18 protein-coding genes are annotated in these 20,060 nt (G+C 36.3%); 17 read left to right on the top strand and 1 reads right to left on the bottom strand.

The window, feature by feature from the left end:
• Positions 1 to 156 precede the first annotated feature (156 nt).
• The 15 genes from ACWIUX_RS04495 (at position 157) to ACWIUX_RS04425 (ending at position 17,676) form a co-directional block, all read left to right on the top strand.
• Positions 157 to 1,074, top strand: coding sequence for a glycosyltransferase family 2 protein (locus ACWIUX_RS04495; RefSeq protein WP_448589530.1), 918 nt, complete (start codon positions 157 to 159; stop codon positions 1,072 to 1,074).
• A complete protein-coding gene (locus tag ACWIUX_RS04490) occupies positions 1,071 to 4,397 on the top strand; it encodes a hypothetical protein (protein WP_448589529.1) in 3,327 nt (1,108 codons plus the stop codon). Before ACWIUX_RS04495 ends, ACWIUX_RS04490 begins: the two co-directional genes overlap by 4 nt.
• 138 nt (positions 4,398 to 4,535) lie before the next feature.
• Positions 4,536 to 6,206: a flagellin N-terminal helical domain-containing protein gene (locus ACWIUX_RS04485; protein WP_448589528.1), complete on the top strand. Its 1,671-nt coding sequence runs from the start codon at positions 4,536 to 4,538 to the stop codon at positions 6,204 to 6,206.
• Between the two features lie 113 nt (positions 6,207 to 6,319).
• Entirely contained in the window at positions 6,320 to 6,727 is a 408-nt protein-coding gene (locus ACWIUX_RS04480) for a flagellar protein FlaG (protein ID WP_448589527.1), read from the top strand.
• Positions 6,728 to 6,730: 3 nt separating this feature from the next.
• The gene (fliD, locus tag ACWIUX_RS04475) at positions 6,731 to 8,536 is read left to right on the top strand and encodes a flagellar filament capping protein FliD (RefSeq protein ID WP_448589526.1); all 1,806 of its coding nucleotides are present in this window, start codon (positions 6,731 to 6,733) and stop codon (positions 8,534 to 8,536) included.
• 34 nt (positions 8,537 to 8,570) lie between these two features.
• Positions 8,571 to 8,954, top strand: a complete 384-nt coding sequence (gene fliS / locus ACWIUX_RS04470; RefSeq protein WP_448589525.1) for a flagellar export chaperone FliS — start codon at positions 8,571 to 8,573, stop codon at positions 8,952 to 8,954.
• The gene (locus ACWIUX_RS04465) at positions 8,951 to 9,304 is read left to right on the top strand and encodes a hypothetical protein (protein WP_448589524.1); all 354 of its coding nucleotides are present in this window, start codon (positions 8,951 to 8,953) and stop codon (positions 9,302 to 9,304) included. Before fliS ends, ACWIUX_RS04465 begins: the two co-directional genes overlap by 4 nt.
• A 214-nt stretch (positions 9,305 to 9,518) precedes the next feature.
• Entirely contained in the window at positions 9,519 to 10,637 is a 1,119-nt protein-coding gene (locus ACWIUX_RS04460; RefSeq protein WP_448589523.1) for an HD-GYP domain-containing protein, read from the top strand.
• On the top strand, positions 10,624 to 10,863 hold the full coding sequence (locus tag ACWIUX_RS04455; protein WP_448589522.1) for a carbon storage regulator: 240 nt from the start codon (positions 10,624 to 10,626) through the stop codon (positions 10,861 to 10,863). Before ACWIUX_RS04460 ends, ACWIUX_RS04455 begins: the two co-directional genes overlap by 14 nt.
• Positions 10,844 to 11,512, top strand: a complete 669-nt coding sequence (locus ACWIUX_RS04450) for a FliH/SctL family protein (protein WP_448589521.1) — start codon at positions 10,844 to 10,846, stop codon at positions 11,510 to 11,512. The genes ACWIUX_RS04455 and ACWIUX_RS04450 overlap by 20 nt, the downstream gene beginning before the upstream one ends.
• A 2-nt stretch (positions 11,513 to 11,514) precedes the next feature.
• A complete protein-coding gene (locus ACWIUX_RS04445) occupies positions 11,515 to 12,822 on the top strand; it encodes a FliI/YscN family ATPase (RefSeq protein WP_448589520.1) in 1,308 nt (435 codons plus the stop codon).
• On the top strand, positions 12,819 to 13,877 hold the full coding sequence (locus ACWIUX_RS04440) for an AAA family ATPase (RefSeq protein WP_448589519.1): 1,059 nt from the start codon (positions 12,819 to 12,821) through the stop codon (positions 13,875 to 13,877). The genes ACWIUX_RS04445 and ACWIUX_RS04440 overlap by 4 nt, the downstream gene beginning before the upstream one ends.
• The gene (locus ACWIUX_RS04435; protein WP_448589518.1) at positions 13,874 to 14,857 is read left to right on the top strand and encodes a MinD/ParA family ATP-binding protein; all 984 of its coding nucleotides are present in this window, start codon (positions 13,874 to 13,876) and stop codon (positions 14,855 to 14,857) included. Before ACWIUX_RS04440 ends, ACWIUX_RS04435 begins: the two co-directional genes overlap by 4 nt.
• An 84-nt stretch (positions 14,858 to 14,941) precedes the next feature.
• A complete protein-coding gene (locus ACWIUX_RS04430) occupies positions 14,942 to 15,340 on the top strand; it encodes a surface-adhesin E family protein (protein WP_448589517.1) in 399 nt (132 codons plus the stop codon).
• Positions 15,341 to 15,354: 14 nt separating this feature from the next.
• On the top strand, positions 15,355 to 17,676 hold the full coding sequence (locus ACWIUX_RS04425; RefSeq protein WP_448589516.1) for a glycosyltransferase: 2,322 nt from the start codon (positions 15,355 to 15,357) through the stop codon (positions 17,674 to 17,676).
• A gap of 9 nt (positions 17,677 to 17,685) precedes the next feature.
• Here the strand turns inward: ACWIUX_RS04425 and ACWIUX_RS04420 are convergent, their stop codons facing one another.
• On the bottom strand, positions 17,686 to 18,375 hold the full coding sequence (locus tag ACWIUX_RS04420) for a DUF2225 domain-containing protein (RefSeq protein ID WP_448589515.1): 690 nt from the start codon (positions 18,373 to 18,375) through the stop codon (positions 17,686 to 17,688).
• 86 nt (positions 18,376 to 18,461) lie between these two features.
• On the opposite strand from ACWIUX_RS04420, the gene secG reads away from it, so the two are divergent.
• Entirely contained in the window at positions 18,462 to 18,692 is a 231-nt protein-coding gene (gene secG, locus ACWIUX_RS04415; protein ID WP_448589514.1) for a preprotein translocase subunit SecG, read from the top strand.
• An 8-nt stretch (positions 18,693 to 18,700) separates the two neighbouring features.
• Positions 18,701 to 20,047, top strand: a complete 1,347-nt coding sequence (locus ACWIUX_RS04410) for a glycosyltransferase (RefSeq protein ID WP_448589513.1) — start codon at positions 18,701 to 18,703, stop codon at positions 20,045 to 20,047.
• The last annotated feature ends 13 nt before the right edge of the window (positions 20,048 to 20,060 follow it).

The raw sequence follows: 20,060 nt of genomic DNA, 5'->3' as shown, positions 1-20,060 counted from the left end.
TCCTGCTCGCGAAATATAGTAACACGAGCATCTTGCTCGTGAAATATAGTAACACGAGCATCTTGCTCGTGAAATGTTTTCAAATTTTCTTTTAGAGTGTCGATATATATAATGATTATACTATTTCATCAAAGATATATTTAAGGGGAGAATTGCATGGAAAAATCTCTTGTAACTGTGGCAATGCCTGCCTACAATCACGAAAAATATGTGCAGCAAGCTATAAAAAGCGTTATAGATCAAGATTATGAGAACATTGAACTTATTATTATAAATGACTGTTCGAAAGACAACACGCATGAAAAGATATGTGAGATGATAGATAAGTGCAAAAGTAGGTTTGTTAGATTTGAATACATCAACTCGGATAAAAATAATGGCATAACAAAGACATTAAACAAGTGCCTAAAGTGGGCTGAAGGGAAATACTTTTCTCTTTTAGCTTCAGATGATATCTTTTTTCCAGAAAAGATAAGATTGCTCGTTAATGAAATTGAGAAATTGCCTGATAACTATGCAATTGTTTTTGGAGATGCGACCTATATAAACGAATACGGACAAACTGTTTTAATGAGAATGGGTTCTGTTGAGTCAAACAGGGTAATAGTTGCACTTGCTTCTGGAAGGGATGACTTTAATTACCTAAATGAAGATGAGTTTGGGACATATAAGACTCTTTTTAGAGGATATTTACCAACAGCATCCTGGCTTGCTAAAACCAGGTGTATCTTGGAGGTTGGTGGATTTAATGAATCCTTTTTTGTAGAAGATATGCCCCTTTGGATAACGCTCTCAAAAAGATATAGGTTTAAGTTTTTTGATCAATCGGTTGCAGGCTATAGGATCCATTCTCACAATACCTCTTCTTCGCATCATACTGCGATGCTTATAAGCTTGCTTATGTTTTTGGAAAACGAAAGAGAATACTGTATAGAGAACAACCTATATGATTTTTGGAAGAAGATGATGCTTATTTGGTCAAAAGAAATTTTAAAAAGAAAGAACATATCCCTTGGGGAGAAAAAGTATGTGATAAGCGTTTTAAAAAAAATTAAAGAGGAGCAAAAAGTATGATAAAAATTTTAGGTGTTGTAAGCGATCATTCGGGTTGTCCTTATTACAGAATGAAGCTTCCATCTAAGTTTGTCGAGAGGTACTTTTCCGACTTGGTAGAGTTTAACGTTACCGATGAGATGAACGAGAGTTTAATGAAAGAACATGACTTTATAATAGTTCAAAAGACACCGTATCCTGAAAGATTAGAAGAGTTTAGATATATAAAGAAACTTAGAAAGAAACTTTTACTTGAGTTCGATGACTTTTATCATGACGTTCCAGCTTTTAACCTTGCAAGAGACTATTGGCTTAACAGATATAAATATTACAAGAAAAGGCCACTTGACTTTTTTGAGGATATGCTTATGACTGTGGACAGGATTATCGTTTCAACCAAGTTTTTAAAGGAATTTTACAAAAACTTTAATGATAATATTGTAGTTAGCCCAAATAACCTTGACCCTGATATATTTTTGAAGATCAAGCCTGCAAGGCAATTGGGCGTTGAAAATATAAACATATGTTGGTTTGGTTCCTCTTCTCATGTAGGAGATTTCGACATAGTTGGCGAAGTCTTGGGAGAGATTGCACTTAGGTATGAAAATGTGCTAATTCATATTGGAGGGGACATACAAACCTTTATAAACTTAAAGGTTGATGAAACCAAAAAGATATATCATCACTGGCTTCCATTTGACGTCTATCCTTTTCAGTATTCGGACTTTCAAATTGCTGTAGCTCCCATACTTGATCTTCCTTTTAATAGAGCGAGGTCTCCTCTGAAATATTATGAGTATGGTTGTTCAAATCTTGCAGGAGTTTACGATAGACTTGATCCCTATGAACTTGAAGTAGAAAATGGAAAGTGTGGTATTCTGGCTAAAGGAAAGGAAGAGTGGTTTAATGCAATATGCATGCTTATTGAAAATGAGGATCTGAGAGCAAACATAGCAAAAAATGCTCGAGAAGATGTACTAAAAAATCACATATGGAACAAAGAAAAGGCTAAATTTTACCTTACACAGGTGATAGGTATTGATGAAGAGGATATCTTACATCCAAAAAGAATTTTTGAAAAGAAAGGGTTTACCTTAAAGAGCGATGAAATTTTGAGCATCTTTTACTTTTTTTACCCCGTAGATGAAAATTTAATCCAAGATGAAATAAAGATCCTAGAAGAATTTACTAAAAATCTAAATGCTGAATTGAATATATTAAAAATGCCAGAAAAGATTGAAAACGTCTACTCCTTTATTGAGAAAAATATAAAGGGAGAGCACTTTGCTATTGTTACCCCAATTTTTCTACCAGATAAATCTGATTTTGATATATTTATCAAGCTCATAAAAGAGTTGGAAGAAAATGAACTGGATATCATTTCCCCCACCTTAATTGATATGAGCGGTAAAATATTGTCCTGTGGAATTGCCTTTAAAGAGATGGATCCTTTAAAAGGTCCTGTTGCACCTGGATATTTCCTTGCCGAATCAGTACCAAATTTTTCAGATGATGAAGTTCAGGTTATGAATGCGCTGCCGTTCAAATTTCTTGTGGGTAAGAAAAGCTTTATTGAAAAGGTAAAGGATATTAAAACTGCAGATTATGAAAACTGCGAGTACGCATTTATTGAAAGTCTTCTTAAAGCAAGAGATAGCATATGGGCTGGAGTTTCAAAAAAATGTAAAGTTATTTATGCCTTTTCCGAAAAAATTTCGCAACAACTTCATGTCTATCGATTGGGAATGGAAAAGGACGATCAAAAAAGGCTCTTTTCAAGAGTTGAAATCCTACCAGATTTTTACATTCATACCAAGTGGTATGCCCCTAATCACTATGATACAAGGATATATAAATACGGCTTGACAAATAAAGATAGAATCTTAGAGATGAGCAGTTTTGAAAGGGGGAAGAAAATCAGGACACCGTATTACAGCGACAATTATCAACCTGATTTTATTGCTGTAGCAGTTCCAAAAGAGGAGGGCTCTGATTTAAAGGAGTACTATCAAACTTTGAATACACAACAGTTTGGACTATTTAAAGAAATTGAGTTTCACGATTTGCAATTTTTATTGGATGCTCTGAGATCATCAAAGGAAGAGTATATTGTAGTTTCCGATAAGGATGCAAGGTTTCATCCGTGGTTTTTGTCTTACGTGTACGGAGTAGCAAAGGAATATTCGCCTCAGCTAATTACTGTAGATTATATCCTTGAAGGTGAACCTATCTGTACGCCTACACTCTCAGTCGAATTCTTAGAGAGCTATAACTATATAGGCAAGACTTTTGTGGTCGAAAAGAGTCTCCTGATAGAGGTTTTGGAGGAGATGATCTCAGAGCTGCCAGATCTGGATAGCTTATTTGATGAGCTCTTAGAGTCAGATGTCCAAGAGATAGAAGATGAGATAGTAGAGAAACTTTGTAGTACATCAGCTGATTTCCACTATGATCTCTTGTTTAGAATTTCTGAAAGAAACCCTAAAACTTTTAGAATCCCAATGCACCTAATAAGGACTAAGAAAACTAGGAACATTGAAGAGGAAAGGCTTGCTTTAAAAAATCACCTTGAAAGGATTGGATTTAATTTTGAGAAGATTGAATCAAAGGATGGCTATTTTATAATTCATCCTGAAAAGACCAAGGATTCTATTGAGGTGTTTTTTGTTGGGGAAAGATTTAATGAAAGGATTATAGAAGAGATTTCAAGGGATTTTAAAGTAACAAGAGTTGCCAATTTCAAGGAATTATTTGAAAAGTCAAAGGAGTCAAATTCTGAAACTATATTGGTAGTTAAGAGCACTATAAGAAATATTGATAGATCGGCTATTTTTGGACTGTGTTCCTATTTGTCGAAAAAGGACGTAGGACTTACTTCTCTAAAGGCTTTATATCACCAGAATAATCTGGTAATCGGTACGGGAGTAGTAATATCCAAAAATAGAGCCTTTTACGCAATGAATCTTTCCAGGGCTGATGAAGAAGGGCTTACTAAAAGAGGGATTGTGGCAAGCAATTTTATTTCTCCAATAAAGGAAATATTTGCTGTGAAGAGGGAAACTTTGTTAAATTTAGGACCTATTGACGATATCCCATTTTCCCAGCTTGAGTTTTCTTTAAAATTACTTGAGATGGGTAAGAGAACAGTTATATTGCCCTACTTTATTGCAACTTTTGAAGAACCTATTACTCCTGTTGAAACTGATTCTCATAAGGCAAAAAGGGATTTAACGAGTAAAGAACTTTCAAGAATCCTCACAAAATATAAGGGGTTTATAGTAAACGATGCTGATTTGTTCTTCAATCCTACCTTAAACTTTTCTCTTAACGATTTTGAATATTAAATTTTTTTAAAGATTTTACCGATATACCTCTTAGAATTTGAAATCTACCTTAAAGGAGGTGAAAAAGAGGTTATTTAAATAAGTAAGGTTTTATTTAGCAGGGAAGAGAAAATTTAAAACAGGGAGGTTTTAAAGAAGATGGCGCTTTATATTAACACTAATGTGTCTGCAATGCAGGCAAATTTTAACTTGTCTCAGACAAGTAACGCGATGGCATCAAGCCTTGAGAAGCTATCAACAGGTTTGAGAATTAACAGTGCTGCAGATGACCCCGCAGGTTTAACTATCTCAAATACCCTTCAGGCTGAGATTAAGGGTTTGGGTCAGGCAATTCAGAATTCAAATGACGGTATAAATATGATCCAAACTGCGGCTGGTGCTTTGACTGAGGTTACAAACCTTATTCAGTCAATGAGAACTCTTGCAGTAAGCGCATCAAACACAGCTGTGAACGATGTGGCATCAAGACAAGCCGATCAATATCAGATTAACTCAGCAATTCAGTCATTGAAAAATATTGCTGCAACTACAGCTTTTGGTAATGTCAAACTATTAAACGGTAATTTTGGATATCAGGCGCAGATTACCACTCCAAACGATATTAATGGAATGGGCGTAGCCGCAAGTGCTACAAATCTTAACTACATTGGTAATATTTCAATGCAAATTGCGCAGCAAGCCACTCAGGCTTACATGACAGGCGCATTTAATACGAGTGCTCTTACTTCTGCCAATAATGCTGGAGGAACGGTTACATTTTCTATTAATACCCTTGATTCGGCAGGCAATATTATAAACACGCAGGCTATTACAGCAACTATTGCAAGTACCGATACAAGTGCTCAGGCAGCAGCGGATATTGCAAACGCAATTAACCAATTTAGCGGTACGACACAAGTATTTGCTGCTATTGGTCCTAGCGGAAATGTAGATTTAGGATCAGTTCAATATGGGAGTCAGTTTAGCTTTTCGGTATCTCCAGTTACGTTAAGTAGTGGTGTTAGTGCAGCAATCGGTGGTGCAGTAGGAACAGCAGGATTAACTGCAACAGCTGGTCAGAATCTTAAAGTGTATGTGAATATAGGTAATGGTGTAGCAAGTGCAGGCGATCTACTTACTGCTAAGTATATTGCTGGTAATAGTAGCGGTACATCTGGTCAGTTTGTAATAGCTGATACTGCCTCGACAAATAAATTTAACGGTTTTTATGCAAATCTTGCAGTAACTCAGTCAGGTAGTGGTACAGGTACAAGTGGAACGGTTGCTGTAGCTAGTGCTGCTAGTGGCGAATTATCAGCATCTTTTGCGAGTACTGCAAATCCGAACTGGACTACTGCACAAGGAGTGCTTAATACTACATTGGGCGTAAACGTAGGAGTTCTCTCAAAGAATGCTGCTACCTTCCAAATAGGCGCAAATGCAGGTCAGTTAGTTAGCATGGTAATAAACAATCTTACGCCTGATGCGCTTGGATTTAGTGCAGGACTTGGAGAAAGCGTATCACAGGTAAACGTCGAGACGCTTTCTGGTGCACAGAATGCAATACAGGTATTAGACGCTGCCAACACGGAGGTTTCAGTTATAGCTTCCAGTCTTGGTGCATTCCAGACAAATACATTGCAGTCAAACGTTAACTCCCTATCTATTGCGCAGACAAATCTCTCGGCTTCTAATGCTGCAATTCAAGATACGAATATGGCAGCTGAGATGACTAACTTTACTAGACTTCAAATATTAATGAAGTCTGGTATAGCAATGCTCTCACAGGCAAACCAGATCCCATCAGCTCTGTTAACCCTTTTGCAATAATATTTTTTGCCCGGGGTCTCTCCCGGGCATTTGTTATTTTTTGTGTTTAAACAATTTAGAAATTTAAATAATAAATACAAAAAATAACAAAAAGGCCTTTAAGGAGGGTAAAGGTGATTGCTAGCAATAAAGGTGATTCAAATCTGACTGCTTTAATTCGGCCTGAACTATTGGCTATTAAGCAATCTCAATTAGCAATTGACTCTCGCTTAGCAGGCATATCTGGAATATCAAAAGTTGGTAATACAACAAGTGATGAAATTCAAAGTGTAGAAAATAATAACAATAAAGTAAACATAAAAACTCTTAAGAGCATTATAGAAAGTTTAAATGCTAAACTTGAAAGCCAAAATATAAAGAGCAAATTCGAAGTATACGAAAAAATAAATGGAGCTTATTATATTAGATTCTATAATGCAGAAACTAACGAAACTATAAGCGAGTTTCCTCCGAAGAAATATCTTGATATGATAGCCAGTTTTATAAATGGTTCTGGAACTCTAATAAACAGGAAGGTGTGAAAAATGTCGACTGTAAATCCTACTTCTTCATCAAGCGCAAGTTCGCTTTTGAATAACGTAAGTCTTGGGAATGCATCAATAGTTGGTTTAGCATCAGGAATAGATACAACGGCTCTTGTAAATGCTATGACTCAACAAGACTCAGGTACCTTAAATCAATTGGAGGCAGAGCAGAACACGCTTCAAGCAAAGATATCAGCCTGGAATAACTTTCAGGGCCTTTTAACGAAGCTTCAAAGCGATGCCTCTTCTCTTGCAAATCAGAACAACGTACTTTCAGCTACTGCTACCAGCTCAAATACCAGTGTCCTAACGGCTACTTCGTCAGGAGCAACACAACCGGGTTCATATGTTCTAAATGTTACCCAGCTTGCTACAGCTCAGAGTTCGAGATCTCAAAGCTTTTCATCGGCAAGCGCTGTAATTGGTCAAGGTACCTTTACTATTACGTCAAATAACGGTTCTACACTTACTATAAACATTACTTCTTCCAATAACACTCTTCAAGGCTTGGCTGATGCAATAAACAGCGCATCTGGTTCTCCTGTTACAGCAAATATTATAAGTAATTCTAATGGCACCTTTTTGATTCTGACTTCTAATCAAACAGGCGTATCAAATGGCTTCACTGTTATGGATAACGTGACAAACGGTGGAACGGTGGTAAGTTTCTCGGGGGCATCAAGCTCTACTGACTATACCAATGGTACTACTCTTACTGCTGCTCAGGATGCTCAGGTACAACTTGGCACTACGAACCCTATTACGATTGACAGCAGTTCTAATAATATTAATAATATTGTTCCGGGTCTTACAATAAACCTTGTAGGAGTTGGCCAATCAACTTTAAATGTAAGTTATAACGATTCGAATGCAAAAACTTTGATAAATAACTTCATTACTGATTACAACAACATAATAGCTTTTAGAAACCAATATGCCTCTTATAATCCCAATACAGAGCAAGCCGGCATTTTATTCTCAGATCCAAGCTTTAATAACTTTATGAACCAATTAACAAACGCTATCTCTTCTGCCGCTACAGGAAATATTTCTCAAGGGAGTCCAGCTTCAATTGCAGATTTAGGAATTACAATTTCTACCGATCCATCTACTATGGGACAACTAAGTTTTAATTCATCAACCTTTGACCAAGCATTTAGCACAAATCCTCAGGCAGTAGCAAATGCTATTGTTGGTTTAGGGACAACAAATAATCCCAATGCGACTGTAATAGGTTTTGCGCCACAAACAAAAGGAGGAGTATACACTGTTAACGTTACTGGTTGGGATCCTAATGGAAACGTTCTTGCTACCATAAACGGTCAGAGCGTAACCGGACAGGGTAACGTAATAAATGGTTTAACGGGTACGCCAGCTGACGGTTTGAGCATAAGCGTTACATCTGGTTTTACAGGTAGTTTTCAGGTAACTATGAATAAAGGAATATTTCAACAAGTTTTAGATGCTCTAACTCCTATTACTCAACCATTTGGTCAGCTTTCTTCTGTAATCACAAATCTTACAAATACTAATACTGCTTTGCAAAACCAGATAAATCAGCAAACGGCCTTTGTCCAAGAGAGAAGAAACCTCTATCTTCAACAGTTTGCTCAAATGGAGGCTACGCTTTCAACTCTTGATTTGCAAAATATGTGGCTAGGATATCAAACAGCTTCGCTTTCAGGAACAAGTGCACTATCAGGTACTCTATCTTCAGCAGGCGGTTTAAGCTCTGTAACGGGATCTGGCTCTGGTTCAAGTTCAAGTTCGAGTTCTGGTTCAAGTTCATCAAGTTCATCCATATAATTTTTCATAGTTTTACTTGAAGGAGGAAAAAATAGTGTCTTATGGTTCACAGGTTTATAAAACAAATGAATTAGAGACATCGCCACCTTGGAAAATTGTCATTATGTCCTATGAAGCCATTATTAAAAATTTGAAAATTGCTAAAGAATCTATTAAGAATAAAGATCTTTTTACAAAAAGCAAAAGCATCTCGAAAGCTCAGATGATAATATTTACTTTGATATCTATGCTTGATCAAAATCAAGACAAGGAAATTGTTGGTTCTCTTAGCTCTTTATACTTCTATTACGTAAAGGAGTTAACATTAGCGAACGCAGAGAATTCTGTTGAAAGAATAGATAATATAATTAGTCTTGTAAAAGCTTTAAAAGAGAGCTGGGAAGAGGCATTTTTAAAGATGGGGCTTTTAGTAAAGTGAGTGAAGAAGAACTCCTTAAAAAGTTCAAAGAGTTGCTCTTTCAGGAAAGAAAGCTTTTAAAAGAGAAGAAGTTTGCTGAAATTGACAACGTTGTAAAGGAAAAAAGCCTAATTATTAGGGAGCTTGACGATATAAAGTCTAAATTTGGCCAATTTAAACCAGAATCTTTAGAGATACTTGCTGAATTAAAAAGGATTCAGGGGGAAAATATAGAAATATTGAATAAAGAAATTGAGAAAATCAAGAAAGATCTTAAAGAATTAAGATTTGATGAGGATTCGAAAAGGGAGTACCTTCAAACAAATTTAGTCCCCGAAAAGGGAAAAAAGCTTTTAGATCAAGAAACTTAGTTAAATAAAGTTTCTATTGGGTATCCAGCACCCATGCTGATTAGCTTTTAAGAACAAAAAATACCGCGAGCAAGATGCTCGCGTTACTATGTAGGGTTTTTCCGCGAGCAAGATGCTCGCGTTACTATAAGATGCTCTTGTAACTATATGATATAATAGCGAATAAAAGCGAAGAGCAACTTTTTGCTCAAATTTTCGTTGGGAGTTTATTCTAATGATAAGAACTAGAGTCGAAAACCTTAAAGAAGGTGATGTATTAGCCTATCCAGTAATTGATGAAGCAGGACGGGTTCTTATTGGGGCAGGTATACCGCTTAAAGGTATAGTTATAAGACGCTTGAGGGAGTTAGGTTTTAACTATGTATACGTTGAGGCTCCAGGTTTTGAAGACGTTGAAAGGCTAGAGCTTATATCCCAAAATACCGAGCTTGAAATAGTAAAAACTTCAAAGGAAGTTTTTGGTAAGATAAAAAGAACTCAAGAATTAGATCCTCAAAAGATTCAGCACCTTGCTGTAACCGTTTTAAATGAAATATTGAGTAAAAAGAACATTGCTATAGTAATTGATGACCTTATGGTAACATCTGACTATCTTTTTAGGCATCTTGCAAGAACAATGTTATTCTCTTCTGTATTGGGGATAAATCTTGGATATTCAGAAAACAAACTGAGAGAACTCGCAAAAGCCGCATTTTTACACGATATAGGGTTTGCGTTCATAGATGAAAGTATTAGGAATAAAAAGAGGAAGCTTAGCCCTGAGGAAATGGAAATTATTAAACAACATCCAAAACTTGCAGACTCTATTCTTGTAAAAAATAAGTTCTCTTCATCAGTTAGAAAAGCAGTGTTGCAACATCACGAGAGATTTGATGGCAGTGGATATCCTGCGGGGCTAAAGGGGGATGAGATATTTGAACTTGCAAGGGTAATCGCTGTAATTGATGTGTTTGAAGCTATGACATCAGATACCCCATACAGAAGGGCGCTTTTTCCTGGAGAGGTATATGAATACGTTATGTCTCAATCTGGAAGGCTTTTTGATCCGGATATAGTTAAGGTTTTTTCGAAGAAGATAATAATTTATCCGACTGGCACATCTGTAATTTTGTCAAATAATTTTATTGGAGTCGTAAAATCAATTAATATTTCTTATCCTCTAAGGCCAATTGTAAAGGTTTTTGCAAAGATGATGGATGATGGTTCTGTTAATTATCTTGACACTGATTTTGAGATAGATTTATTAAGAACACTTGATGTAGTGATAGTTGGCTCTACTGACTTGTCGGGAAATATTATTGATTACGAGAGAGACTTTAGTGCTCGTTATTAGTAGAAAGGTTGGACAGAGTTTTGTTATAAGCGACAGTATAGTGGTGACGATTGTCTCTGTTGATAGAGATGTAGTAAAAATTGGCATCGATGCTTCAAAGGACATTAAGGTCTTAAGAAGTGAGTTGGTTGACAAAATAAAGAACTCGATGAAAAATTCTGTTTTTAAAGAGAATGATATGAACAGTTTACTGAGAGTATTGAAAGATGAAAATAAAAAGTACTAGAGTGTTAAAGAATGTGTGCTTACTGAGAGAGTACTTTGTTGTCCCAATAAGACAACAGCCTGTGAGCGAAGAAAGCGACGCCTTGCCTGAAGTTACTAGCGAAAAGGAGGAGACTTTCGACAAGCAAGAACTAATAAAACAGGCAATGGATGAAATCGAAAAGATAAAGGAACAGGCAAAAAAGGATGGTTTTGAATTGGGGTACAAGGAAGGTCTTAAAAGGGCAGAAGAAGAGGCTGAGATGAGAGAAAAAGAGAGAGCACAGATACTAAAGGATAATCTGTCAAGGCTTAATAGAGAAAATAAAGAATATCTTGAAAGAATAGAAAACAGACTTGAAGAAGAAGCTTTTAATATAGTGGTTAAATCAATAAGCCAGATCTTGCGCTCGAATAAAGTAAAGGACATAGATCTATTAAAAGAACGAATAAGAAGCTTTTTGAGAGAAATTCCACCTAATGTCGAGATAAAAATACGAGTTTCGGGAGCCGATGTTGATAAATTTGAAGATTTTGAAATGCCACTTGAAGTTGACTATACATTAAAGAGCGGTGATTTTATAATTAAAACGGATTTGGGTTTTCTAGATGGGAGAATAAAATCTTTGGAAGATAATTTTCTAAAAGAATTAAAGAGGGTCTTTGAGTAGTTGTGAGAAAACTTAAATTGCTAAAGGATTTCATAGAGGATTACAACTATCTCCCCTGGCATGGGACAATCGATAAAATCAGCGGCTATGTGATAGAATCAAATGGGCCAAAGGTCTCAATTGGTGAGATAGTATATATTGATTCTGGAAGGTATCAAATTCCCTGTCTTGTAATTGGGTTTTCATCAAACAAGGTTTTTCTTACACCTTTTGATGCCATAGAGGGAATAGAGCCAGGTTCAATAGTTAAAAAGACAGGTAAGCAGTTAGGATTATGGGTTGGAAAACACCTTATAGGACATGTGCTAGATGGTCTTGGAAGGCCTTTATCAGCTGAGTATATAGAAAGAGATAATCTGTCAGAGTATAGATCTATTGAAAACAGATCTCCACACCCGCTTAAGAGGGGGAGGATAAAGGAGCCAATATCAACGGGTATTAGGGCAATCGACGGTCTTCTGACATTGGGCAAGGGGCAAAGAGTGGGAATTTTTGCTGGTTCTGGAATCGGAAAGACTACGCTTCTTGGTATGATATCCAGATTTTGTAACGCTCAAGTGAATATTATTGCTCTAGTTGGAGAAAGAGGGCGTGAGGTAAGAGAATTTTTGGAAGAGAGTTTGGGAGAAGATGGCCTTTCAAAGTCTGTTGTGATAGTGTCCACCTCAGACAACCCGCCTTCGCAAAGGGTGCTTTCTGCATTTACTGCCACTGTTATTGCGGAATATTTTAGGGATTTAGGCATGGACGTGCTTATGGTTATGGATTCTCTGACAAGAGTTTGTATGGCACAAAGAGAGCTGGGTTTGTCTATTGGTGAACCGCCTACTACAAGAGGATACCCGCCATCTGTTTTTACAATGATGGCAAGACTCCTGGAAAGAGCAGGAACTTCTGATAGAGGATCAATAACGGGTATATATACTGTTCTCGTGGAAGGGGATGACCTTGCAGAACCAATAGCCGATCACGCAAGAAGCATACTTGATGGCCACATAGTTTTATCAAGAGATCTGGCAGAAAGGGGACATTATCCGCCAATTGACATCTCGCAGAGTGTAAGCAGGCTTATGAATTCTATTGTAGGCAGGGATCATCTGAATATCAGTTACAAAATAAGAGAGCTAGTAGCCTCATATAGGGAGGCATATGATCTTATTAACATTGGGGCTTATCAAAAAGGGGCTAATTCGAAAATTGACGAGAGTATAGATAAGATATCAAAAATAGAAGAATTTTTAAAACAAGATGCAGATGACGTTTCAAGCTTTGAAGATACTTGTAGGCTAATGGGTGAAATATTGCTGTGAATATAAAGAGATACGTGGCAAAAAGCATTCCCGAAGCGATCTTGATGATCAGGAAAGATTTAGGGGACGATGCCCTTATACTTTATTCGAGGTCTATTAACATTGCTCCACGATGGATGATTTGGAAGAGACAGGAAGCTGTTGAGGTAGTGGCCACAGTTAATCAAGATAATAAAAGGCTGGATGAACTGGCAAAGGAGATTGAGGAGTTTAAAAGGGAGTTAGACTTTTTAAAGAAAAGTCAAGAAGAATTATCTCAAATTAAAAGACTTGATAAGAGTGAAGAACTTGAGATACCGTTTTTGAAATTTCATAACTTCCAGGAAACGACTAAAGAAAGCTCGATTCTTATAAGTACCAGTGGTGAATTTGATGCTAGTTCAAGATATTTCTTTAAAGGTCTTAATTTTTATCCATTTTTTGATGAAAGGGCATATCCTACTGCCTTGGCCTTTTTGGGACCTACAGGGGTAGGAAAGACTACGACAATTGCTAAGATAGCAGCTCGTATGTCTTTGTTGATGAAGAAAAGGGTATGCCTTATAACCCTTGATACCTTTAGGATAGCAGCCTTAGATCAATTGAAGGCTTATGCGGATATTATGGACCTTCCATTTTTCGTAGCTCATTCTCCTAAAGAATTAAAAGATGTTATAAAAAAGGAAAAAAATTCACTTGATATCTTTTTAATAGATACTATGGGTTTTTCTCCCCTTCAAGACAATAAGTTTAAAGAAGTTTCAGCTTTTTTGTCCCTTGAGATTAAGACAGAGAACCATTTGGTTCTTTGCGCTAATTATAGATTTAAAGAATTGGATATGTATATTAACAAATTTAAAATTTTAAAACCGGTTAGCATCATATGGACCAAAATCGATGAAGTAATATCACTTGGACATATTATTGACTTATCAATAAGAAACAATTTGCCAATATCGCTTTTTGGCACCGGACAAAGTGTTCCAGATAATTTGGAGGTGGCAAATGATGAATTTCTTTCAAATCAATTGAACTCAAAATATAAGGATTTTTGTGCTGAAGGCTATAAAGTATGAGCGATCAAGCACAAGAATTGAGAAGATTGAGGGAAAAACTTAGCAATGCGCTTTACTCTCATTCCAACCGGCAACCGTTTAAAAATAAGCTTTCAATCTCTTTTGCAGGCGGTAAAGGTGGGACGGGCAAAACTGCGCTTAGCGTAAACATCGCAATCTCTTTTGCTAGGAAGGGGATAAAAACTGTTTTGTTGGATGCCGATGTTGGTTTAGCAAATGCCAATATTATATTGGGGGTAAAACCTAAAAAGAACTGGGCTGATTTCCTATATAATAAAGCCTCGTTTGAGGATATATTATATTTCTACGATAATGATTTAATACTAATTCCAGGCGCATCTGGTATTTCTGACGCTGCAAATCTTCCTTCTTATAAACAAGAGGAGCTCTTTTTATCTCTGGATACGCTTGAGTCTCATACAGACGTTTTAATAATTGATGTAGGAGCCGGTATTCAGGAAAACATCATAAACTTTTCCATAGCGTCAAATAATATAGTTGTTGTTACCAATCCAGATCCAACAGCTTTAACTGACGCATACAGCTTTATAAAAGTTATTTCAAACAAGCTCTATAACCATAAAGTATATTTGCTTATTAATATGGCTAGGACGTTTGAAGAGGTAAAGAGAATTTACGAACTATTTGTTCCAATGGTTAAATCAAGACTAAACGTCGATCTTGAAATACTTGGAAGTATTTCGTATTCTGAGGAAATGGTATTATCGGTAAAGCAGAGTAAGCCTCTTGTGATAAACTATCCTAGATCGGAAGCATCAAGGCAAATAGAGATCATCACAACCAAGCTTTTAGGGAATCTTTATAGACAAAACCAAGTATTAAATGCTAAACAAGAAGGTTATGTTAAAAAGGCTAACTCGACTAAGACGTATGTTACAGATGATGCGCGATCCGTAGACGCTGGCAACAAGGATTCCTTTGTGTCTAGATTTTGTAAGTTTTTTGGATTAAAGAAGTAGGTTTTGCTTTATAGCTTAGCAATTAATTACATTTGGACTTATAAAGTTCGGTTAGTAAATTAAAAAAATACAGGAGTGAAAACAATGGAAGAAAGATGGTTTTTAGGTGTTGCAACAGAAGATGAAGACTATTTTATAGATACACATTCAATTCAGAAGCAAGATGACTTTTTAGAGGTAATAATTAAAGAAACCTTAAAGAGCGAATCTGCAAGAAAGCGAGAAGATGAATTTATAAGATCCAAAATAAATAGAGAAATTAATTCCCATCACTCTCTCTGGAAGTGGAGATTTAACTTGAAAAATATGACGTACACCATTCTTTCGATAGGTTTTTTTGATTCGAATGGCAAGCTTCTTCTTAATATGAAAAGCGATGAAGACGACCTGTACTGGGAAGAGATAGAGCCAGAGACGGTTGCAGAAAATATTTTTGAGGCAGTAAAAGACGTAATGCAAAATAAGCCGAAAGATGACTTATAGAGTTAAATATGCCTATGGAGGTCTTTTTTTCAGAAGAATATAACAGATATCAGCTATATGATTCTTTGGAAGGTCTAAATTGGGAGCTTGCCGTTGTAAACGTGCACGTAATAAAGGGGCAAGTTTTTTTTGATATTGTGTTGTTTAACAAGTTAAAAAACAAAATTGCTCCTGTTTTTCTAAATACCTTTAAAGAAAACAAGCTGTTAATACCAAGCCTTTTAAAAAACATTGATAGGGAAAACTTATCAAAGATTTTTGAGCAATCCTTTACAATAATTTCATCTTACAAAGACAAAATAAGACCGCCTAACTTTGTAATATTTACTGAAAATTATAATTATATAAATTCATTAGATAGCGGTATTAACCCGCACAGAAGATCTTTTATGGGTATCGGAAATGCATCTTATTTAAAGTTTATTTTATTTTACAAACACATTTCAGAGATTATTAGATCCAGAAACAAGAAAGAAAAGACTCTCAATATCTTAGATTGTTCCTGCGCTAGCGGTTACGGTTCAATTATACTTGGGTCTATTGAGAAGTCGACTGTTCGTGGGGCAGATATGGACGCAGGTGCAGTTAATTTAGCCAATATGTTAAACGTTGAGCGGGGAAACGTAAGCTTTGTAAATTCATCAATGGAAGATTTGAATAAATTTGGTTTAAAATACGACTATGTTGTAAGTCTTGAAACTATTGAGCATGTAAATAATCCAGAGACCTTTTTAAACAGTGCAATAGACCTTCTTGAAAAGGATGGTACTTTGATATTAAGCGTGCCCCATTGGCGATATCACGGCAGCGATCTTAATTCCGATCACCTAAGTAATTGGACACCTGAGAGAGTAAAAAGATTTTTTGATAGGTTTTTTAACAGGGTGGAGGTTTATTTCACAGAAGTAGTTAATTTAGAAGAAGTTCTAAACCAGGACTTTAGCTTTAAAGAAGAAATGAATAAAAAATTTATTGAGAATATCTTTGTAATAGCAAGGTCAAAAGACAGAAGAGACCCTTTAGCCTTCTATATTAGAAAGAAGCCAAAAAGGGTTTTGTTTGTAAACCATTCTATCCCTCCCTACGAATATACCGGTACACCTTTAGCTACATATTCTCAGATGCAAAGTATTCGATCGCTTGGATATGAGACAGCTGTAATGATAACTCATCCTGATGCAACAACGGAGTTTAAGAAAGAAGTTGTTTTAAATGGTACAAAGGTTTACAAAATTCCCTTTCTCAATTGGCAAAAGACCTTTCTTGATGACCCCTTTTCTGGATATGACTTGAGGGACTATCTTGGTTTGGTAGAAGACGTAATAGACGATTTTAAACCTGATGTCATTCATTTAGGTGACTATGTGGGAATGACTTCAAAGATTGTTGAATTATTTGAGGCAAAGGGTATTCCTATCTGTAAGGAGGTTCACGCTATAGAGGAGTTGTGTTTGAAAGTCAGGCCTTCTGGAGGTAGCAGAGACGGTCTGTGCAAGGGACCTGATTCGCCAGAAAGTTGTGCGAGCTGTGCACTTATTGGGAACTACGAAGTCAACGAGCCCTTTCTAATTAGACAAATGTCTAACCTTATAGGGAAGCTTTTTGCAAGATTTAAATACATCAACTATCTTTATTCAAAATTCGATGCTGTTGTATTTCCATCTTCTAGCTGGATGAAATATATGATGAATTATTTAGAGATAGGTAGAGATAAGACATATGTGGTGCCAATTGGTATAGACTTCAAGTGTTCTAGAAAAAATCTTGCAAAAGAAAGTGCTTTAGATAAAGAAAGACTTAATTTTGCTTATTTTGGTACTGTTGCAACGGGGAAAGGGCTTGGTATTCTTGAAAAGTTATTTCAATATAAAGAGCTACTTGATAAGGACTTTAATTTTTATATATACGGAAGATGTCAGGATACCGAATCAGAGATAAAAGTAAAAAACCTTGAGAAGATTACTTGCGGCAAGGTGCTCTATATGGGAGAATATAAAAGGGATAATTTGTCAGAAATCCTCTCTTCTGTAGATATGGGGATTTTGCCGTATTTGTATGAGTCATATTCTATAGTTACGCGAGAACTATTATATTTCGGTATTCCTGTTATCTCGTTTAATACCTATGGTATAGACGAAATAATAAAAGACAACTACAACGGCTTTCTTGTTGAAGTGGGCGATGTAGAAAGTTTGAAAGAAAGAATAATTTACATATTAAACGACAAAGAATTAACAGACAAACTAAAGAGTGGAGCTCTTAATACCCCTATTGCTACCCCCCAGGATGAAGCGCGAATGCTTGATGAGATATATAAGAAAATAGCGCGAAAGTAAATTGTGTTGTTATTTTTTTATTTTGTTTTTTACACTCATCCATAATTCTTTTATCATTGCGTAGGCTTTAGGATCAGTTAACCCTTTCGGATCCCTCGAAATAGAAAAATTTAGCCAATAAATTGCCTGTTCTAATTTGTTAAGCTTGAAGTACATCGATGCGATCATATATTCTACAAGGGTTTGGCTCATCTTACCGCCCAAAGGAAACTCTTCGTGATCGTATGCCTTTTCATAATATTCTACAGCCTTCAATCTATACTCGTCTTCCTTTGGCGAGCCAAAACTTTTAGCAAGACAGGTCATCCTAAAATATATTCCCGCAAGAAGGCTTGAGTTTTGTCCTGCAACGCTAGCGCAGTAAATTGCCTGTTCGTAGGCTTCTATAGCGCTTTCATAGTTTCTTTCTCCCGTAAGATCTTTTTTGTAGGCCTTTGACTTTGGAAGCTCTTTTTGCATTAAGCTTATTACCACGTCTGAAAGCTTATTTTGAAAACTATGGTCAAGATTTGCGTAGCCACACTCAGGACATACAATAGAACTATAAATGTTTGGGTTTATACCTTCATATATATTGCAAAGATCTATATCCCTGGTTTTTATTCTAAAAGCATTACTCTTTAGTTTTAATTGTTTAAACTTTGTTTTGCAAACTGGACAAATAAGGTCTGTTTCATAGAATTTGCTTTTGTCGAACAAGCTTTCACCTTCTTAATTTTTTTTATATGTGATATTATATATAAATTAGCAAGAAATGTATAATTTTAGGAGGAATTGCTCAACACATGATTGATTTTTTTAAAGGAACTATATTGCTTTTTGAAGTGGGAGTAGCGATTTTGCTTATCGCTTTAGTTTTATTGCATGGACCGAAGGGAGAGGGCCTTGGTTCTATTGGCGGTGAAGCAAGGCTATTCACATCTCCTCAAGGTTCTACTTCTGGTTTGACAAAATTTACCGCTTACGTAGCGGTAGTTTTTATAGTGCTCGCATTACTAATGGGAATTTTTTGGTAGGTTGAGATATGTCAAAACTTGCTAAGATAACCCTCCCGATATTTAGCTCGCTATTGTTTTTTGCCTTTTTGCAAGGTATTGCTACTCATACCTTTGAATGGCTTCAGTGGTTGATGATGTTTTTTATCTTGTATGGAACTGTAATATTGGGGGGATTTATAATAAAGCAGTTTGAGGAAGAAAGGGTAGATTTGAAATATAAGCCCTTTGTTAGTATACTAATACCTGCGCACAACGAAGAAAACGTTATAGAGAGCACTGTTCTTGATGCTCTAAATCAGGATTACAGGGATGAAAGTGGCAAAAGGTTATTTGAAGTAATTGTTATAGACAACGTTTCAAGCGATAATACACCCATTATCTTGAAAAAGATGCAAGGTGAACATCCTGATTTAAAGGTAGTATATCAAGGCCAGGATGCAAAGAGAGGAAAGCCTGCTGCCTTAATGGCTGGCTTAAGGGAGTCACAGGGAGAAGTAATTGCTGTATTTGACTCTGACACGAGAATTCCTGCTGACTTTATAAGAAGGTGCATTCCTTATTTGTCCGATCCGAAAGTTGGAGGAGTTCAATCCTTGGTCAGGATGTACAATGCCCAGAAATCTTTTCTCACAAAGGCACAGGATGACGAGTTTGCCATATTTACAAGAATTTACCAAGAAGGCAGGGACTTTTTGGATGGTGCTCCTACCCTTGGAGGAAACGGCCAGATTACGAAGAAGGAAGCAATTTTAGCTGTTGGTGGGTGGAACGAGCACGCCCTTACCGAGGATCTTGAACTTTCGCTAAGGCTTTATGAAGCGGGATATAACATTCGATTTTGCCCTGAGGTATCTGTTTATCAAGAAGGGGTAGAAAATTTTGATGCTCTTGTAAAGCAGAGAACTAGGTGGGCGCTTGGATATCTACAGTGTCTTATGGAACACACTCCAAAGATCTTTCTTTCAAAGATGGCTTTTAATAAAAAGCTTGATTTAAGTCTTACTCTATTTTCTATCTTTTTACCCTATTTAACTCTAGTTGGATACGTATATCTTTTACTTGAGATTACAGGAATATTTATGTTTTACACTACTTTACCATCGTTTATCTTGAACTTCTTAGCCTTTGCATTTATTGTTAATGCAAGCGTTGGTGCAAGGGTTTTGAGGCTGCCTAGAAAATCATTGTTGTATGTGCCATTAAGGTACTGGCTTTTCTCCCTGCACTGGCTTATTGCTTATGTGCAGGCTATGTGGAAGATGTGGATTATGTGGGTAAACGACGAGCTCCCTTTTTGGGACAAAACTCATCACAAGGGATTGGAAGAAGAAACGTCAAAGGGTGTCTCTACAGCTTTCCAGACTATTAAATAATCTAACGCTGCCC

This window comes from Thermodesulfobium sp. (assembly GCF_053498235.1).
The sequence above is the reverse complement of the archived record's forward strand: the minus strand, read 5'-3'. Positions and strand labels throughout refer to the sequence as shown.

Coding starts and splice junctions, on each gene's coding strand:
- fliD (WP_448589526.1), top strand. CDS start 6,731: ATGTCGACTGTAAATCCTACTTCTTCATCAAGCGCAAGTTCGCTTTTG.
- ACWIUX_RS04490 (WP_448589529.1), top strand. CDS start 1,071: ATGATAAAAATTTTAGGTGTTGTAAGCGATCATTCGGGTTGTCCTTAT.
- ACWIUX_RS04460 (WP_448589523.1), top strand. CDS start 9,519: ATGATAAGAACTAGAGTCGAAAACCTTAAAGAAGGTGATGTATTAGCC.
- secG (WP_448589514.1), top strand. CDS start 18,462: ATGATTGATTTTTTTAAAGGAACTATATTGCTTTTTGAAGTGGGAGTA.
- ACWIUX_RS04495 (WP_448589530.1), top strand. CDS start 157: ATGGAAAAATCTCTTGTAACTGTGGCAATGCCTGCCTACAATCACGAA.
- ACWIUX_RS04410 (WP_448589513.1), top strand. CDS start 18,701: ATGTCAAAACTTGCTAAGATAACCCTCCCGATATTTAGCTCGCTATTG.
- ACWIUX_RS04485 (WP_448589528.1), top strand. CDS start 4,536: ATGGCGCTTTATATTAACACTAATGTGTCTGCAATGCAGGCAAATTTT.
- ACWIUX_RS04450 (WP_448589521.1), top strand. CDS start 10,844: ATGAAAATAAAAAGTACTAGAGTGTTAAAGAATGTGTGCTTACTGAGA.
- ACWIUX_RS04435 (WP_448589518.1), top strand. CDS start 13,874: ATGAGCGATCAAGCACAAGAATTGAGAAGATTGAGGGAAAAACTTAGC.
- ACWIUX_RS04430 (WP_448589517.1), top strand. CDS start 14,942: ATGGAAGAAAGATGGTTTTTAGGTGTTGCAACAGAAGATGAAGACTAT.
- ACWIUX_RS04425 (WP_448589516.1), top strand. CDS start 15,355: ATGGAGGTCTTTTTTTCAGAAGAATATAACAGATATCAGCTATATGAT.